The sequence below is a fragment of the Streptomyces roseolilacinus genome (assembly GCF_014649335.1).
GTDB lineage: Bacteria > Actinomycetota > Actinomycetes > Streptomycetales > Streptomycetaceae > Streptomyces > Streptomyces roseolilacinus.
Genome location: NZ_BMSV01000003.1, coordinates 220,087 through 238,377 on the forward strand (window position 1 = coordinate 220,087; position 18,291 = coordinate 238,377).

10 protein-coding genes are annotated in these 18,291 nt (G+C 69.8%); 6 read left to right on the plus strand and 4 right to left on the minus strand.

Annotated features, from left to right (window positions below; all coding sequences use genetic code 11):
• Positions 1–42 precede the first annotated feature (42 nt).
• Positions 43–1,929 (plus strand): DUF2075 domain-containing protein, encoded by a 1,887-nt coding sequence (locus IE106_RS08400; protein WP_189531530.1) that lies wholly within the window; start codon positions 43–45, stop codon positions 1,927–1,929.
• Positions 1,930–2,009: 80 nt separating this feature from the next.
• On the opposite strand, the gene IE106_RS30230 is transcribed toward IE106_RS08400, so the two are convergent.
• Positions 2,010–2,930: a phosphorothioated DNA-binding restriction endonuclease family protein gene (locus IE106_RS30230; protein WP_229840184.1), complete on the minus strand. Its 921-nt coding sequence runs from the start codon at positions 2,928–2,930 to the stop codon at positions 2,010–2,012.
• Between the two features lie 11 nt (positions 2,931–2,941).
• The gene (locus IE106_RS08410) at positions 2,942–3,811 is read right to left on the minus strand and encodes a ScoMcrA-related endonuclease (protein ID WP_189531532.1); all 870 of its coding nucleotides are present in this window, start codon (positions 3,809–3,811) and stop codon (positions 2,942–2,944) included.
• A gap of 206 nt (positions 3,812–4,017) precedes the next feature.
• Here IE106_RS08410 and IE106_RS08415 point away from each other — a divergent pair, with 206 nt between their 5' ends.
• Entirely contained in the window at positions 4,018–4,317 is a 300-nt protein-coding gene (locus IE106_RS08415) for an NIPSNAP family protein (RefSeq protein ID WP_189531534.1), read from the plus strand.
• Positions 4,318–4,336: 19 nt separating this feature from the next.
• On the opposite strand, the gene IE106_RS08420 is transcribed toward IE106_RS08415, so the two are convergent.
• Complete coding sequence (locus tag IE106_RS08420) at positions 4,337–7,900, minus strand: WD40 repeat domain-containing protein (RefSeq protein ID WP_189531535.1); 3,564 nt, start codon at positions 7,898–7,900, stop codon at positions 4,337–4,339.
• Positions 7,901–8,271: 371 nt separating this feature from the next.
• Here IE106_RS08420 and pglW point away from each other — a divergent pair, with 371 nt between their 5' ends.
• Complete coding sequence (gene pglW, locus IE106_RS08425) at positions 8,272–12,960, plus strand: BREX system serine/threonine kinase PglW (protein ID WP_189531537.1); 4,689 nt, start codon at positions 8,272–8,274, stop codon at positions 12,958–12,960.
• The gene (pglX, locus tag IE106_RS08430; RefSeq protein ID WP_189531539.1) at positions 12,957–16,577 is read left to right on the plus strand and encodes a BREX-2 system adenine-specific DNA-methyltransferase PglX; all 3,621 of its coding nucleotides are present in this window, start codon (positions 12,957–12,959) and stop codon (positions 16,575–16,577) included. The genes pglW and pglX overlap by 4 nt, the downstream gene beginning before the upstream one ends.
• Here pglX and IE106_RS08435 read toward each other — a convergent pair.
• On the minus strand, positions 16,504–17,064 hold the full coding sequence (locus tag IE106_RS08435; RefSeq protein WP_189532216.1) for an ATP-binding protein: 561 nt from the start codon (positions 17,062–17,064) through the stop codon (positions 16,504–16,506). The genes pglX and IE106_RS08435 overlap by 74 nt on opposite strands.
• A 191-nt stretch (positions 17,065–17,255) precedes the next feature.
• On the opposite strand from IE106_RS08435, the gene IE106_RS08440 reads away from it, so the two are divergent.
• Complete coding sequence (locus tag IE106_RS08440) at positions 17,256–18,086, plus strand: helix-turn-helix domain-containing protein (RefSeq protein ID WP_189531540.1); 831 nt, start codon at positions 17,256–17,258, stop codon at positions 18,084–18,086.
• Positions 18,083–18,286 carry a DUF397 domain-containing protein gene (locus IE106_RS08445; RefSeq protein ID WP_189531542.1) on the plus strand — a complete coding sequence of 68 codons (204 nt, stop codon included), beginning with the start codon at positions 18,083–18,085 and terminating at the stop codon, positions 18,284–18,286. Before IE106_RS08440 ends, IE106_RS08445 begins: the two co-directional genes overlap by 4 nt.
• Positions 18,287–18,291: the final 5 nt, after the last annotated feature.

An 18,291-nucleotide genomic window follows, 5' to 3' on the forward strand; every position in this document is an offset into this window, starting at 1 on the left:
TCCCACCCGCACGAGTCTCTTCGTGCTGCCTGGGGGAAGTCCTTGCTGTTCCGCGCGTCTGCGAAAACGGTCGCCGCGATGGCGTTCGACACTTCGCTGTTCCTGCACCTCACCGAGCAGTTCGTCCACCTGCACGGCCACCGGCCCAGCACCTCGGAGGTGCGCTCCTGGGAGCGCAGCATCCCCCTCCTGGCCGCCGCGCTCAACGACGCGGGCCTGGGCGACGTGGAGGTCATGCTGGAGTACGCGCTCCCGTTGAACAGCAAGCGCGCGGACGTCGTCCTGGCCGGAGTGCACCCGGCCACGGGGGAGCCGTCGTACGTCGTGGTGGAGCTCAAGCAGTGGAGCCAGGCGCTGCCCCACGAGGACGACCCCACCCTGTGCCACGTCGACGCCTACGCCCACCCGGTCCTCAACCCCGTCGAGCAGGTGCGCCGCTACTGCGAGTACCTCGTCAACTTCAACGGGGCGGTGGCCGACCACGGGCACCGGGTCAACGGGGTGGCGTTCCTGCACAACGCCACCGAGTTCGGAGTGGCCGGCCTGCGTGCGATCGAGCGCGACGGCCACGGGCTGCTCTTCACCGGGGAACGCCGCGGCGCCTTCCTCGACCACCTCCGTACGAGGCTGAGCGACAAGCACCCGGGAGCCCCGGCGGCGGACGAACTGCGCGCGGGCGCCACGGTCCCCTCGAAGCAGCTGATGTCCGTGGCCGCCGAAGAGGTACGGGAGCGCACGCAGTTCGTCCTCCTCGACGAGCAGCAGGTCGCGTACCGCATGGTGCTCAACGCGGTGGAGAAGGCGAAGCACGCCGACCGCAAGGAGGTCGTCATCGTCACGGGAGGCCCCGGCACCGGCAAGAGCGTGATCGCCCTCCAGTTGCTCGGAGAGCTGTACCGGCGCGGGGTCCCGGCACTGCATGCCACGGGCTCGCAGTCGTTCACGAAGACGATGCGGAAGGTCGCCGGGGCCCGCAGGCGCGAAGTACAGGACCTGTTCAAGTACTTCAACAGCTTCATGACCGCCGAGAAGAACAGCCTGGGCGCACTGATCTGCGACGAGGCCCACCGCATCCGGGAGACCTCGGCAAACCGCTACACCCGCGCGGAGAACCGGACCGGCAGGGCGCAGATCGACGAGCTCATCGACGTCGCCTACGTGCCCGTCTTCTTCCTCGACGAGCACCAGGTGGTGCGCCCGGGCGAGACGGGCACCGTGGCCGACATCGAGGAGGCGGCGGCGAAGCGGGGCATCCCCTGCCACGTCGTGCCCCTGGACAGCCAGTTCCGCTGCGGCGGCAGCGACGCCTACCTGCGCTGGGTGGTCCGGCTCCTCGGCTTGGAGGACGGCGGGCCGGTCGTCTGGGAGCCCGACGGCCGCATGCGGCTGCTGGTCGCCGACAGCCCGCAGGAGATGGAGGCGTTCCTGGAGGCCCGCCGCGCCCAGGGCTACGGCGCCCGCATGTCCGCCGGCTACTGCTGGCGCTGGTCCCCGGAGCCCAGGCCCGGCGAGCCGCTGCCACCCGACGTCGTCATCGGCGACTGGGCCCGCCCCTGGAACCTGCGCGGCGACCGCTCCGTCTCCGGCGCGCCCCCGGCCGCCCTGTGGGCCACCGACCCGGCGGGCTTCGGCCAGGTCGGCTGCGTCTACACCGCCCAGGGCTTCGAGTACGACTGGTCCGGCGTCATCATCGGCCCCGACCTGCTCTGGCGCGGCGACCGCTGGATCACGGACCGCACGGCCTCCAAGGACCCGGTCTTCAAGAAGGCCACCCCGGACGCCGACGTGGACCGCCTCATCCGCAACACCTACAAGGTGCTGTTGACCCGGGGCATGGTCGGCACGATCGTGTACTCGACCGACCCGGAGACGCGGGAGAAGCTGCGCCAACTGACGGGCGGAGTGGCGCGGGAGACCGTGCCGGCCTGACGGGCAGGCCGGCTCCCGTGTGCTCGGGTGCGGCTTGGGTCAAGCAGGGAGTGCCGGGGGCGGAGGCCGTACGCGAGCCGTCACTCCCCGGCCTGTCCGGCGAACTTGCACAGAGTCCGGTGGTACTGCAGGTATGCCTCGTCGATCCGGTGGTCGACGTGTTGGCGGAGGCGTCCCAAAGGGGCGTCCCCATGTGTCTGCCTCACGACACCGTCGACATCGATGTAGATCTCGAGCCCGTCGAAGAGGACGTGGTGGTTGGGGCACAGGCAGAGCAGGTTCGGCAGCTCGTCCGGACCGTCATGCGGGGAGCCGAGGCCACGGATGTGGGCTGCCTCGCTGTAGGGCCTGCGCTTGTACCAGAGGCGGGTTTCGCACACCTGGCAAGCGTGGCCGTGCAGTTTCTTGACCTGTTGCGCGATCGTGGCGTTGCGAACAGGCTGTGAGGAGGTGGACTCCCGTCGAGTGGTCGGGCCGACTGCCCGCTCCGTATCGGTGGTCTCCTGGCCGTGACGGTTCTCGTCTCCATCGAGCAGGCCGTCGGCCGTCGCATATCCGGCGAGACCCACCCGATTGAGCAACTCACGCTGATCGACACCGTCAAGGTAGGTGCTGCACAGCTTGGCCACTGCTTCCAGACGGGTGAGAGGGTTCCGCAGCAGTTCGGCGCTCTCATGGGTGAGGCCTGCGACGGGTTGAGCCTTGCTGAGGGCTCCCACCTGCGGCGTAGGGCCGAAGTCGGTTTGTGTCCCGTGGACCTCCCACAAACCGCTGCCCCGTAGGTGCCAGAAAGGGTACTCGGGGGTGACTTTGGAACCGGGAAGCCCGAATTCGGCCAGGAGCGGACTGACCTCAGTGCGGAAACACGACCATGGTGCCAGACGCGGCTTGCCCGCTGCGATCCGGGAGATCGCCCACAGCAGAGTCAGCGGTTGGTGTCGACTGGGAACTCCGCTCTCCGCATGGCGATGAGTCCGCAGGGAGCCGATCCGGTCCAGCAAGCCCCTTGAGGTCAGCTGTGAAGGCGCGGCGGGAAGCGGTGCCGGAGGTTGCGGGAAACCTGGGGGCGCCTCACCGGAAGGAGCCGGACGACGCGGAGGTAGTCGTCGGAGGAACGCAGGGTGAGGCTCCGCAGGGGCGCTGGAACGTCCAGGCTCCGCAGTATGGGTGCGGCGAGGACGGGAGTGGAGAACTCCTCGATTTCCCCGAGCGCCATGATGTGCTCCCACGTCGCGCTGTTCTCGTCGGTTCCCCAGACCATCCGCGCGACAGGCGGACTGTCGAACAGGTGGAGGATGCGGGCGCGAGCGATGAAGTGGTTCTTCGCATAGAAGAACACGTCGTCGCCGACGCGGCGGCCTCGCAGAGCTCTCGCTTTTTCGTTGTTGGAGCGCGCAGCGGGAGTGGAACCCCACAGGCGAGCGATTCCACTCGGGTACAGGGCGGCCAGCGCATCCGCCTGCTCACCGAGTGCGTTTCTGATGTCCGTGATCCGAATGCCCTGCCGTATCGACTTGGCGAAGTTCTGCGGGCCGCGATCCCGCGCCCCGCCGCGAGGCTGGAGAACCAGCTGGGGCGCCACCTGCTGCGTCCCGTCCGCGACGCTGATTCCGTCCTCCACCGTGAAGCCGAGGACACGCAGGCGGTGTGCCACGGTGCGCGCACCGCCGCTGAAGTCTTCAGCCGGCAGCAGGTTGCCGACCGAGTACAGGTGGGCCACGCCCGCTATGGCCTTCGAGTCATAGCGGTTTCCGTCCAGGACCAGCTCGTACGTCGTGGCCCGACCGAAGCCGTACCGGCGGAGAAACGTTTCACGACCCAGGTACTGACACTCCTTGACCGCGGCCAGCACCCCTGCACGCGTTACATCCCCCAGTCCCATGCCGGGGATTCTAGTAGGAAGATATGACAATTGCTGTTCCGTATCCGAACGCCGGCATCCGCCGAGGCGCTTCGCCTTTCCGGGAACCGGGCGTTGTTCCGTGGCGTACGGTGGGACGAGCCGCTTGGGCCGGTCGTCCGGGAAACCCCGGTGAGGTCCCGGAACGGCCTGCAGACCGCCTCGGTCCGACAGGAGGACGCGCGCCGATGCCCAGGACCACTCAGCTGCGTACGTACACCGTCCGTGACGGGCTGCTCGACGAATGGGTGGAACGGTGGCGCGGCGACATCGTGCCGTTGCGGCTGGAGCTGGGCTTCGAGATCGGCGGAGCGTGGGTCGATCGAGAACGCAGCCAGTTCGTCTGGCTGATCTCCTACGACGGCCCCGAGACCTTCGCGGAGCGCAACGCGGTGTACTGGGCGTCGCCCGAGCGCGAGGCGATGGGTCTCGATCCGGGCGACTACCTCGTGCACACCGACGAGCGCACGGTCGAGCAACGCTACTGACTCAGGCAGCGCTACTGACTCAGGCGGGGTCCGACGGCAGCAGGTGGTGCCGCCGCTCCTCCTCGTCCAGGGTGCGGAAGACCCGTCCGCGTGCCCGTGCCTCCAACCGGTCGTAGTCGGGGTCCGCCGGCCACACGCGTGCCGTCCCGTCGGCGGACGCGGTGAGGAGCCGCGTACCGTCCCGAGACCACGCCACCGAGGTCACCTTGTCCTGGTGGACACCGACGACGGCGATCTCCTCGAGCGTGGTGGCGGACCAGATCCGCACGGTCCGGTCGTCCGACCCGGTCGCGATGCGACGTCCGTCCGGAGACCAGGAGACGGCACGCACCCGCCCCTCGTGCCCCTTCAGTACGTCGATCCGGCGTCCCGTCACGGCGTCCCACACGGCGGCCGTCCAGTCACCGGAGGCCGTGGCCACGCGTGCTTCGTCCGGGGACCAGGCGGCGTCCTCCACGTAGTTGCCGTGCCCACGGAGCACGGTCGACTGGGTTCCGTCGGCGGTGTCCCACAGACGGCAGGTGCGGTCGTCGGAGCAACTGGCCAGCTTCCGGCCACTCGGGGACCACGCCACGCGCCCCACCCAGTCCTGGTGCCCCGTCAGCTTCCGCAGCTCCGTGCCGTCGACGGCGGACACGACGCGTACGGTGCCGTCGTGCCCGCCGGTCGCGAGCCGCCGGGCGTCCGGTGACCACGCGCTTCCCTCGACGGGCTCGCCGCGCAGTTCGAAGACCGTGCCTCCGGTGCCGTCCACGACACGGACCAGTCCGTCCGCGGTGCTGAGGGCGAGGCGGTCACCGTGCGAGGCCCACGCCACGCTCCACACCCGCTCGCCGAGCACCGTCACCGGACCGGCGGGCCTACCGGAACCGGCGTCCCAGACCCGTGCCGTCCCGTCGTCCGAGACGGTGGCGAGACGGCTGTCGTCGCCCGACCACGCGGCCTGGTTGACCGGCCCGTCGTGGCCATGGGCCAGGACGGCCTCGGCGCCTCGCGGTCTGAGGTCCCACAGGCGGCCGGTGCCGTCGGTCGACGCGGTGGCGAGCTGGTCGCCCGACGGCGACCACGCGACCGCCCACACCGTGTCGGTGTGCCCGCGGAGCACGGCCACCACCTTCGCGTCCTCGGTGCTGACGACGCGCACGGTCCGGTCGGACGACGGGGTGGCGAGCAGTCGGCCGTCGGGAGAGAAGGCCGGGTTCCAGACGTAGTCGGTGTGGCCGCGCAGCAGCAGCCGCAGGGCGCCCGTGCGGGCGTCCCAGATGCGGGCGGTGTGGTCACCGGACCCGGTGGCCAGCGACTGCCCGTCCGGTGACCAGGCGATGCCCTCGACGAACTCCGTGTGCCCGGCCAGGGTCGTCGCGGCCGTTCCCGTCGCGGCATCCCAGACGATCACCGTCCGGTCGTGGGAGGCGGTGGCGAGACGGGAACCGTCCGGGGCCCATGCGACACCCCAGACATCGCCCGTGTGGCCGTTCAGTTCGTGCACGGGCCGACCGGTGCCGGCCTCCCACACCCGCACGACCCGGTCCCTGAACGTGGCGGCGATCCACAGCCCGTCCGGTGACCACGCCACCCGCCGCCCGATGTCCCCGGCACCGGTGAGCCGCCGGACGGGTTCACCGGAGGCGGTGTCCCAGATCCGCACCACGTGGTCGCGGCCGACGGTGGCCACACGGGTCGAGTCCGGGGAGAAGGCCACCGACTCGACCATGGCCCCGTCGCACGGCAGGACGTACAGCGGACGCCCCGACCGGGCCTCGTACACCCGGGCGGTGCCGTCCCTGGAGGCCGAGGCCAGCAACCGCCCGTCGGGCGACCAGGCGATGTCCCGGACCGTGTCCGAGTGCCCGTCCAGTGTGGTCCGCAGGTGGCTGGCGGCCAGCGCCGTCATCAGCCCGCGCCGCGCGGCCGGTGTCGGCGCGCACTCACCGAGCGCGGCCAGGGAGAGGAGCAGGGCCCGTTCCGGCTCGGTCTCCGCGCTCGCCAGCACCTGGCGGCCGATGCTGTCGGAGACACGGCCGAGGAAGGCGAGGTCCCGCCGCTGCGAGGCGTCGACGAGCGCGCGGGCGGGAACCGACGCCTGACCGGCCTCCTCCAGCGCGACCAGCCACCGCTGGGCGGCGGCGAGCCGCTCGCCGGTGAGGAGGTAGTCGGCGCTGCGGCCGGACCGTTCCCAGTCCACGGCCCACCGCTCCAGTTCCGCTCTCTCCCGAAGCCGTTCGGCGCGAGCCTCCGCCTCCTGGCGCAGGGGCGCCCACTGGCGGAACAGGGCCTCGTGCGTCACCTCCGCATACGCCTCCTGGTGGCCGCCCGCGTCCCCCACCGTGCTCCCGGACGCGTCGGACCGGATGAGGCGCGCGTCGATGAACGCGTCCACCACGTACCGCTCCTGGTCGGTGAGTTCGGACAGCCGCACCGGGCGGCGGGCGAGGTCCCGTTCCTCCAGCGTGACGAACTTCAGCAGCACGCGCAGGGCGAACTCGATGCCGCCCGGGGCGTTCAGGGCCGCCACGGTGTTGTCGGCCTGCCGCGAGAGCGCCCCCGCCACGCCCCCGAGCTGCCGGTACGTCTCCTCGGTGACCGTGCCGCCCGGCCCGCAGGCGAAGTACAGCTCCTGGAGGAGGTAGGCGAGGAGGGGCAGGGCGTCGTCCGTGCCGGTGTCGTCCACGATGGTCTCGACGAGGCCGGGCGCGAACGAGATGCCCACCAGGGCGCCCGGACGCTCGACGACCTGGGTCAGCTGCGCCCTGCTCAAGGTGCCGATCGCGACCGGATGCTGCAGGAACGGGGCGTGGCCGGTGGCGAGGAGCCGTCCCAGGAGGTCCACCCGGCAGGTGGCCAGGACCCGGACGGAGGGCTCCTGCCGCAGGCACGCGTGCAGCGCGTCCAGGAACTGGGTCTGCTCCCGCTCGCCGGCGAGGGTGATCAGCTCCTCGAACTGGTCGATGACGAGCAGGACCCGCCGGAACTGCCCGCCGCGCAGCCGCGACAGCTCGGCCGTGAGGCCGTCCGGGCCCTGGCGCAGCCTCCGCAGCACCGCAGCGGCCGACTCCCTGCCGCCGCCCGCCGCGGCCAGGGAGGCGGCCAGGGAGCCGAGGGGGTTCGCGCCCGGCGAGAACGTCGGCACGATCGTCCACCGCCGTCTGTGCAGCCGGGGCATCACCCCGGCCCGTACGAGGGAGGACTTGCCGCTCCCCGACGCCCCGGTCAGCAGCAGGAACCGGTCCGCGGGGCGGGGCGCGGCGACGTGCAGCCTGCGGGTCAGCTCGGCGGCCTGCGCCTCCCTGCCGAAGTAGACCGCGGCCTCGTCCTCGTCGTAGGAGTCGAGTCCCGGGTAGGGAATCCGGTCACGCGGCCACTCCGCCTGCGCGGGCGCGGGGTTCTCCAGCCGGTACACGACGACCTGCCCGACCACCATGGCCACCACCAGCAGTCCGATGGCCGGTACGGAGCCCCGCCGGATGACCTCCAGCAGCCAGGGCGCGTCGTCGGTGCTGGTGGCGTAGTTGGTCACGATGCCCAGCAGGCACGCGACCAGCGCCAGCATGACCTGGAGCGCCACCTGGAGGCGATGTTTCATGCGGCCTCGGCCCCCTGCCGGTCGGCTCGACACCCGCGCAGCACCCCGTCACGCCCCCGTCCCGTTCGCCGCCGTCCCGTGCCCTTCGTGCGCCGTGGCCGCGATGGGCACGTGGCCCGCTGACGGTGACCGGTCGCGCACGAGGAGCCGGGTACATGGTCCGCCGGTGACGACGGGAGATCAACAGCGCCTGGCCGAAACCGGCCACACGATTGGCGGCCGGTGTTTCGGCGGGAGATCCGAATGTTTTACAGTCCCATCCTCCATGATCTCTTCTTCCGTTTGTATGCCCGGCAACCACTAGGATCGGTTCACTGGACCCGTGGGGTGGGGAGGGCGGGTCCTGAAAGAACGACGAGCGGGGAACAGGCATGCGGGAAGGCCGGTGGGTCACGGTCACCGATTCGGAGTTCGACCACGAACGCCGCGGCCTGGAGGCGATCCGCCGGAAGTTACCGGACTCCGACCCCTGGCGGGCCTGGTCGAACTTCACCTTCACCGCGAACACCGGCCACGTCCGCGAGGTCGACCTGCTGGTCGTCGCGCCCGGCGGCCTGTGCATGGTCGAGCTGAAGGACTGGCACGGCTCGGTCACCTCCGAGAACGGCACCTGGGTCCAGACCACCCCCGGCGGCCAGCGCCGCACCCACGGCAACCCGCTGCACCTGGTCAACCGCAAGGCCAAGGAACTGGCCGGTCTGCTCGCGCAGACCGGCGGCAAGCGGATCTGGGTCGCCGAGGCCGTCTGCTTCACGGACGACGGCCTGCGCGTCCGACTGCCCGCCCACGACCGGAACGGCGTCCACACCGTCGACGAGCTGGTCGAGATGCTCAAGGAGCCCCCGCGTGACGAGCGGCGCCGCATCACCGCGATCGGCTCCCGCGAGATCAAGGCCGCCCTGGACAAGATCGGCGTGCGGCCCAGCGACGCCCAGTACAAGGTCGGCCCCTACGAGCTGGAGCGGAAGTCCTTCGACTCCGGCCCCACCTGGGCGGACTACCTCGCCCGCCACAGCGACCTGCCCGAGGCCGTCCGCGTCCGCGTCTACCTCAGCGAACGCGGCTCCGACGCCTCCCTGCGCCGGTCCGTCGAGAGCGCCGCCCGGCGCGAGGCCGCCGTGCTGGGCCGCTTCAAGCACCCGGGCGCCGTCCAGCTCAAGCAGTACTTCCCCTCCGGCCACACCGCCGGCCCCGCGCTGATCTTCGACTACCACCCGCACACGCTGAAGCTGGACGAGTACCTGGTCCAGTACGGCGAGAAGCTGGACATCCTCGGCCGGATGGCGCTGGTGCGCCAGCTCGCCGAGACCGTCCGCTCCGCGCACGCCAGCCGCATCCACCATAGGGCGCTCGCCGCCCGCTCCGTGCTCGTCGTCCCCCGGCCGCGCGGCGGGAAGGGCCGGGCCGTCGGGGAGGAGGCCGCCTGGCTCACCCCGCAGCTGCAGATCTCCGACTGGCAGATCGCCACCCAGCGCAGCGGCGACTCCTCGCAGGGCCAGGGCATGACCCGGTTCGCGCCGACCGCGCTGTCCGCGATGCACCTGGCAGACGACGCCGACGCCTACCTCGCGCCCGAGCTGACCGCCCTCAACCCCGACCCGGTCTACCTCGACGTGTACGGGCTCGGCGTCCTCACCTACCTGCTGGTCACCGGCAAGGCCCCCGCCGCCAGCCAGGCCGAGCTGCTGGCCCGCCTGGAAGCCGGAGAGGGACTGCGCCCCAGCTCCCTGGTGGACGGGCTCTCCGAGGACGTGGACGAGCTGGTGCAGGCCGTCACCGCCTACCGGCCCGGACAGCGCCTGGCCAGCGTCGACGAGTTCCTTGAGCTGCTGGAGGTCGTCGAGGACTCCCTCACCGCCCCCGCCACTGCGACGGCCACCGGCCCCGACGGGCAGGGCGAGGACGTGGCCGCCGCCGACAAGGATCCGTTGGAGGCCGTCGCCGGTGACGTGCTCGCCGGCCGGTGGGAGGTCCGCCGACGCCTCGGCACCGGCTCCACCAGCCGCGCCTTCCTCGTCCGCGACCTTCAGGCGGAGACCCGCAGGACCCGCCCGCTGGCCGTGCTGAAGGTCGCGCTGTCCGACAGCCGCGGCGAGATACTCGTCCGCGAGGCCGAGGCCATGGGCCGCCTGCGCCCCCACTCCGGCATCATCCGCCTCGTCGAGCCCGAGCCGCTGCACATCGCCGGCCGCACCGTCCTGGCGCTGGAGTACGTCGGCGACGAACGCGACGACGACGGCCAGGGCACCGAGGGCGCGGCCCGCCGGCGCCGCCGCGAGGAGACCGTCGCCCGCCAGCTCCGCGAGCACGGCCGCCTCCCGGTCGACCAGCTGGAGGCGTACGGCGACTACCTCTTCGGCGCCGTCGACTTCCTGGAGGGCGAGGGCGTCTGGCACCGCGACATCAAGCCGGACAACATCGCCGTCCGCATCCGCCCCAACCGCACCCGCGAGCTCGTCCTCATCGACTTCTCGCTCGCCGGCTACCCGGCGAAGAGCACCGACGCGGGCACCGAGGGCTACCTCGACCCCTTCGTCGACGTCATCACCCGCGGATCGTACGACTCGCACGCCGAGCGGTACGCCGTCGCCGTCACCCTGCACCAGATGGCCTCCGGCGAGCTGCCCAAGTGGGGCGACGGCAGCGTCCTGCCCCGCATGACCGACCCGAAGGAGTGGCCACACCCGACCATCGCGGCCGAGGCGTTCGACCCGGCCGTACGGGACGGGCTCGTCGCCTTCTTCCAGAAGGCCCTGCACCGCGACGCGGGCAAGCGGTACCCCGAACTGAAGCCGATGCGGGACGCCTGGCGCAAGGTCTTCCTCGACGCCTCGCAGACCGTCCCCTCCAGCCACCGCTCCCGCCACCCCGCCACCCCCGCCGTCACATCGGCCGCCGACGGGACGCAGACCGCAGGTGCCGCCGGGGGAATCGCGGACGCCGAGCCGGAGACCGCCGAGCAGCAGCGCGACCGCCTCGCAGCCGAGGCCGCCCTCGACACCCCGCTGACCGTCTCCGGCCTCACCCCCGCCGCCCAGTCCTTCCTCTACGGCCTGGGCATCACGACGGTCGGCGAACTCCTCGACTACAGCCGCCGCAAACTCGTCAACGCCCCCGGCCTCGGCGCCAAGACCCGCAACGAGGTCCAGCGGCGGCAGCGCGAGTGGGGCGAGCGGCTGCGCGAGGCCCCCGTCTCGCCGCTCACCCCGCAGGGGAGGGCGGAGGCGAAGGAGGAGCTGGAGCAGCTCACCGCCGCCGAGTCGGCCCTCGTCGGCCGGCTCGCGACGGGAGAGTCGGCGGGTGCGCTGCCCGCCCGCACCCTGCGCTCGGTCAGCCTCGACACCCTCGCCACCGTCTTCGTGCCGGCCGTCAACAACAACGGCTCCAACCGCAACAAGGCGGAGATGGTGCGGCTGCTGCTGCGCCTGCCCGACGAGCACGGCGTCCTGCCGGGCATCGGCGTCTGGCCGAAGCAGAAGGACGTCGCCGACGCGCTCGGCCTCAGCCACGGCCGCATCCCGCAGATGCTCAAGGAGGAACGCAAGCGCTGGAAGGCCGAGCCCGCCGTCCGGGCGCTGCGCGAGGAGATCATCGACCTGCTGGCGGGCATGGGGCGCGTCGCCTCCGCCGTGGAGATCGCGGACGCCCTCGCCGTCCGGCGCGGCACCCACCTCGCCGGACGCGAGCAGCGGCGCGCGATGGCCCTGGCGGCGGTACGGGCCGTCGTCGAGGTCGAGCAACTGGTGCCGCAGGAAGCCGAGTTCCAGCACCAGGCGAACCGCAAGGCGACCGACGAGTCGCTGGGCGCCGGCCTGCTCACCCTCGACGTGCGGGACGGTGACGGCCCGGACACCCCGACCGCGCCCGGCCTGCTGGAGTACGCGACGAAGCTGGGACGCACGGCGGACCGCCTCGCCAGGCTGGACACCCTGCCGACGGCGGCCACCGTGCTGGCCGAGCTGGGCGCGCTGACCGTGCCGCCCGGCACGATCGACTGGGACGAGCGGCGCATGGTCGAACTGGCCGCCGCCGCGTCCGCCAACGCCGCCGCCACCCCGCGCCTGGAGATCTACCCGCGCGACCTGTCCCTCGTCCGGGCCCTGCGCCTGACCCAGGCCGGTCTCGTCCGCTGGATCCCGGGTGTCCCGGAGGGCCGGCAGCCCGGCCTGACCGGCGAGGACGTGCACGAGCGGGTCCGCGCCCGCTTCCCCGAACTCGTCGTCCCGGACGGGCGCGGCGGCACGACGCACGAACTGCCGACCGGCGGCCCCCTCACCAAGGCGCTGCGCGACGCGGGCTTCGAGCTGTCGCTCGGCATGCGCGAGGACACGGGCACCCTGCGCTACCTGCCGACACGGGTGGACGACGCCTCCAGCTACCTCACGACGGGCGCCTGGCGGCACTCGACCCGTACGGGTGCGGTGACGCGGTACGCCGACGACCCGCAGCTCGCGGGCGCGGTGCGCGCGGAGGAACGGCTCCTCGCCTCGGCCCGCCGGGACGGGTTCCGGGTGCTGACGGTGGGGCAGCGGTCGGTACGGGAGGCGGTGAACGGGCTGGCGAGCGAGCGTTTGGGAGCGGAGGCGGTCTCGGTGACCGAACTGTTCCTGCAGGCCCTGCGCGCGCAGGTCACGCCGGGCACCAAGCCCACCTGGGAGACCCTGCTCAAGGCGGACGCCGCCGAGCCGGGCTCGAAGGGCGCGGTGCGGTTCGCGGAGTACGCGCGGACGGCGTGGGGCTCGGTCGAGCCCCGGATCGTGGAGCTGCTGGGCAACGGTGGCCGCGGTCCCGTCCTGCTGACGGAGGCCGGGGTGTTCGCCCGGTACGACGCGATGGGCGTCCTGGACCGGCTGGCGTCGGCGGCCCGGCGGGGCGGGCGGGGGCTGTGGCTCCTGGTCCCGCAGAGCGACCCCTCGCGCGAGCCCCGGCTCGGTCAGGTGGCCGTGCCGTACCAGGCCGGCCTGGGGGAGTGGATCCAGCTTCCGGACACGTGGGCGGGCAACCGCCACCGCGGGTCCGGCGAGAACGTGACGAGTGGTGTCCAGGGAGACGCGAAGTGATCGACCGCAAGGCTCTGTTAGACGACCTGAAGCGACAGGTCAAGGCGGTCGAGGCCGACCTGGGCAAGCAGGTGAAAGCGTTGTCCGAGGTCGAGGTCCGATTAAGGACTGAGTACGACCGGGCCCGCAAGCTGGGGCGTACGGCGGCGACGTGGACCTCGTGGCTGGACGAGCGGGTCACGCAGGTCGCGGTGGCGTGGGTGCTGGGCACGGTCTTCGTGCGGTTCTGCGAGGACAACCGGCTGATCCCCGAGCCGTACCTGACTGGGCCGGACGGCGACCGGCGGGAGCTGGCGGAGGCCCGGTACGACGCGTACGTGGAGTCGGACGGCGACCCGACCTACCGCGGCTGGCTGGAGAAGGCGTTCGACGAGCTGGGCCGGGGCCAGGCCGGCCGCCTCCTCTTCGACAAGCGACACAACCCGCTGTATCAGGTTCCGCTGTCGCACGACGGTGCGCGCGAGCTGGTCGAGTTCTGGCGGCAGCGGGATGAGGCGGGCGTCCTCGTCCACGACTTCACCGACCCGCTGAACGAGGACGGCACGGAGGGCTGGGACACGCGGTTCCTGGGCGACCTGTACCAGGACCTGAGCGAGGCCGCGCGGAAGACGTACGCGCTTCTCCAGACGCCGGAGTTCGTGGAGGAGTTCATCCTCGACCGGACGATGAACCCGGCGGTGCGGGAGTTCGGGTACGAGGAACTGAAGATGATCGACCCCACGTGCGGGTCGGGGCACTTTGTGCTGGGGGCGTTTCGGCGGTTGGTGCGGTTGTGGGGGGAAGGGCAGCCGGGGCGGGACGTGCATGAGCGGGTGCGGGCTGCGCTGGACTCGGTGCATGGGGTGGACATCAACCCGTTCGCGGTGGCTATTGCGCGGTTCCGGTTGCTGGTTGCGGCGATGGCGGCCGGTGGGGTGCGGACACTGGCAGGGGCGGCTAAGCATGAATGGCCGATCCATCTGGCGGTGGGGGACTCGCTCATCAAGGCTCGACAATTGGAGCTGACACTGGGTGGGGAAGAGGATGGCATGGACGACCCGCTGGCCTCATTCGCGTACGCCACGGAGGACGTGCATGAACACCCAGGCATTCTCCAGCAGGGGCGCTATCACGTGGTGGTGGGGAATCCCCCATACATCACGGTGAAGGATAAGAAGCTGAATGTACTGTATCGGGAGTTGTACCACGCTTGCGGTGGTACATATGCGCTCTCGGTGCCGTTTGCTCAGCGTTTCTTCGAGCTGGCCAAGCGAGGCAGTGTCGAAGGTCACGGGTACGGCATAGTTGGACAGATCACCGCCAATTCTTTCATGAAGCGTGAATTCGGTACTAAGCTGATTGAGAGTTACTTCCGTGATCAAGTTGAGTTGACGGAGGTTATTGACACCTCGGGCGCCTATATTCCTGGCCATGGAACGCCTACTGTTATCCTTATAGGTAAGCGACGTGGGGGCAGCAGGCGATCGTCAACCATTCGTACGGTGCGAAGTGTTCAAGGTGAGCCATCGGCGCCTGAGAATGGTGAAGATGGTGTCGTATGGCGTGCCATCGTTGATCAAATGGAGAAACCTGGCTCTCTGAGCGCGTGGGTTTCCGTTGATGACTTGGATCGGGCGCGTTACTTCGCCAAGAAACCGTGGATCTTGACTGATGGTGGCCTTGAACTGGTCGAATCGCTGTCGGCGGCTGCTGTAGCACCACTAAAATCGCAAATCGCCCGAATCGGATTCTATGGTGACACTCACGCGGACGACGCGCTTACATTGCCGGAGCGGGCTTTGAAGGCGCGCAATGCTGAGAGCGCCTTTGTCAAACCGATCGGCGTCGGAGACGAGGTCCGCGACTTCGTCATCGCAGATGGTAACTCTGTGATTCATCCGTACGATGCCTCACGATCGGTTGCACCTCTCGCGGTGATGCCTAATATCGAACGTATCTTGTGGCCTAATCGGACAGAACTCGGCAATCGCTCAACATTCTCTGGACGTACCTACTTCACTGAAGGTCGTCCGTGGTGGGAGTGGCATCAACTTCCCAAGGATTCGGCTGCGCACCCGTGGTCGTTGAATTTCGCCTTCGTTGCGACTCATAACCATGTGGTTCTTGACCGCAGTGGACGTGCGTTCACTAGGACAACTCCGGTGATCAAACTGCGGGAGGGTGCGAGTGAGGAGGAGTACCTGCGATTGCTCGGACTGCTCAATAGCTCCACCGCTGGGTTCTGGCTGAAGCAGGTGAGTCAGTCAAAGGGAAATGGCGGTATTGGCGGTGGCATCTCGGACGAATTTTGGGAGCACCGGTTCGAATTCACCGGTACGAGGCTGGAGGAGTTCCCCCTCCCTGCCGTGTACCCCACTGCACTCGGCGTCGCGCTTGATGCTCTGGCTCAGCGACTCACCGCTGCTAGCCCTGCGGCCGTGGCCGTCGAGGCCACTCCGACTGTCGCGACTCTCCGGGACGCCGCGTCCCGCTGGAAGTCCACCCGCGCCCGCATGATCGCCCTCCAGGAGGAACTGGATTGGCAGGTCTACTCCCTCTACAACCTCCACTCCAAAGACCTCCGCGTCTCCGAGGACCCCGACGACCTCAACATTCCCGAACTTGCCCTCGGCGAGCGGGCCTTCGAAATTGTCCTCGCCCGCCGCGTGGCCGCAGGTGAGGCCAGCGACGAGTGGTTCAAGCGGCATGGCTCCACTCCCATCACGGAGATCCCTGCGCACTGGCCCGCGCCCTACCGGGAGATCGTCCAGAAGCGGATCGACACCATCGAGTCGAACCGGGCCATCGGCATGGTCGAGCGGCCCGAGTACAAGCGGCGCTGGGCCACCGAGGGCTGGGACGCGCTGCAGGAGAAGGCCCTGCGCTCCTGGCTGCTCGACCGGATGGAGAACCGCGACCTCTGGTTCGACGAGAACGGTCAGCCCGCCATCCTCACCCTGGCCCGTCTCACCGACGCACTCTCCCGCGACGAGGACTTCGTCTCCGTCGCCAAGCTCTACGCGCCCCGCAAGGACCTGGCGAAGGTCGTCGCCGAACTGATCACCGACGAGCACGTGCCGTTCCTCTCCGCCCTGCGCTACAAGCCGTCCGGGCTGAAGAAGCGGGCGGACTGGGAAGAGGTGTGGGACCTCCAGCGCCAGGAGGACGCCGCGCCCGACGAGCAGGTCAAGCGGAAGATCCGGGACTCCATCCCCGTGCCGCCGAAGTACACCTCGGCCGACTTCCTGCGCCCCTCCTACTGGAAGGCGCGCGGCAAGTTGGATGTGCCCAAGGAACGGTTCATCTCCTACGGGCAGACCAACGCCGCCACCCCCGAGCTGTACGGGTGGGCCGGCTGGGACCACCGGGAGCAGGCGCAGGCGCTGGCGACGTACTTCACCAACACCGCGCTGTCCACCGAGGAGATCACGCCGTTCCTCGCTGGCCTGCTGGAGCTCCAGCCATGGCTGTCCCAGTGGCACAACGAGTTCGACGTGCTCTACAGCGGCTCCCCGGCGGAATTCTTCGCCGGTTATCGCCAGCAGAAGCAGGGCGAGCACGGTCTCACGGACGACGACCTTCGTGCGTGGCGTCCTCCGGCCGCGACCCGAGGTCGTCGCCCAGCGGCGAAGCAGTAGCCAGGAGTAGATCGAGCTCTGTCGGTTCAGGGGCCACCCGGTGCGTGAGCGGGTGGCCCTTCGGCCGTACGGGCAGCTCCGCCCACACGGTCTTGCCCGGGGCGGTCCGGCGAGGGCTGACGCCCCAGTCGTCCGCGAGGGCGGCGACAAGGAGCAGACCCCGGCCGGACTCGGACAGCGAGTCGGGCGCCGGGGGAGTGATCGGGGGCTGTTTCTCGGTGCGGGTGTCGGTCACCTCGATACGGAAGGTGTCCTCAACCAGGGTGAGTTGGACGTGGAAGTCCCGGCCAGGGACGTGGCCGTGGCGTACGGCGTTGGCGGTCAGTTCTGCCGTGATGAGGGTGAGCGCCTCGTTGATCGGGCTTGTATAGGGGTGCCCCCAGTCGTCCAGGCGGTGCGAGACGAGCCGACGGGCGAGGCGGGCACCGCGCGGCGTCGAGGTGAACCGCATGGTGAACTCGCGTTCGGGTACGGGGTGCTGCGGCATGTGCCCGTTCGGGGGAGACGCTGACTTCATACGGCCAACGGTGTCGGACTCTGCGTAGCGTTGACCAGAAGTGATGGGCTGACGGACAGGGGCTGTACACGCGGTCGGTGCGCTTGTACGCGGTGTGGGGCGTGACCGGTTCCAGGGCTTCGAGTTGGCCGATCGGGCGGTTGTGCGAGAGGAGCTGTGGCGTGGACGACGAGGTTCAGCAGCCGGAGTACGAGGTCGGGACGGGCATGCTGTGCGTGTTCGGGCGGCAGTTGAAGCTCTTCCGGGAACGGGTGGGCCTGGACCGCGCGAAGCTTGGGTCGCTCACTGGGTACTCCGCCTCGACGATCGCGTCGTTCGAGCAGGCACGACGTATTCCGCCGCCGAAGTTCATCGACCGGGTGGATGAAGTGTTGCAAGCGGGCGGGGTGTTGAGCGTGAGCAAGGAGGAGGTGGCTCGAGCTCAGTATCCGGCGTTCTTCCGGGACGCGGCCAAGTTGGAGGCGGAGGCCGTCGAACTGCATGTGTACGCGAACCAGGCGGTGCCCGGCCTCTTGCAGACCGAAGAGTACGCGCGGGCCATCTTCATGATGATGCGGCCGCCCATGCACGATGAACTGATTGAACAGAGGGTGGGTGCCCGCTTGGTTCGGCAGGAGATCCTGTCTAGCCGTGATGCGCCACTCATCAGCTTTGTTATAGATGAGGCAGTGTTGAGGCGTCCTATCGGAGGCCGGGACATCCTGCGTGGCCAACTCGAGCACATCCTCCTGATGGGGCAGCGACGGAACGTCGAGATCCAGGTGATGCCGCTCGACCGTGAGGAGAACGCGGGTATGGCTGGTCCCTTCACCTTGATCGAGACGAAGGAAGGGCGGAGGATCGCGTACGCCGAGGTGCAGAACGTCAGCCGTCTGCAGACGGAGCGGGACCGCGTCCGTGCGCTGGAAGTCAAGTACGGAATCATCCGGGCGCAGGCCCTGACTTCTCGTGAATCATTGGCATACGTAGAGAAGTTGCTGGGAGAGCCATGAATGCGCACGTACATCAGCCGCACATAGACCAGTTGGTATGGCGCAAAAGCAGCTACAGCAGCGAGGAAGGCGGCGAGTGCGTCGAGGTTGCCGTCCGCCCCGCCACGGTCCACGTCCGCGACTCGAAGGACACCACCCGCGCCGCACTGGCCGTAGAGCCCACGGCGTGGACCGCCTTCGTGGAGTTCGCGGCACGCTGACAGAG

Coding starts and splice junctions, on each gene's coding strand:
- IE106_RS08410 (WP_189531532.1), bottom strand. CDS start 3,811: ATGGGACTGGGGGATGTAACGCGTGCAGGGGTGCTGGCCGCGGTCAAG.
- IE106_RS08415 (WP_189531534.1), top strand. CDS start 4,018: ATGCCCAGGACCACTCAGCTGCGTACGTACACCGTCCGTGACGGGCTG.
- IE106_RS08420 (WP_189531535.1), bottom strand. CDS start 7,900: ATGAAACATCGCCTCCAGGTGGCGCTCCAGGTCATGCTGGCGCTGGTC.
- pglW (WP_189531537.1), top strand. CDS start 8,272: ATGCGGGAAGGCCGGTGGGTCACGGTCACCGATTCGGAGTTCGACCAC.
- IE106_RS08435 (WP_189532216.1), bottom strand. CDS start 17,064: ATGCCGCAGCACCCCGTACCCGAACGCGAGTTCACCATGCGGTTCACC.
- IE106_RS08445 (WP_189531542.1), top strand. CDS start 18,083: ATGAATGCGCACGTACATCAGCCGCACATAGACCAGTTGGTATGGCGC.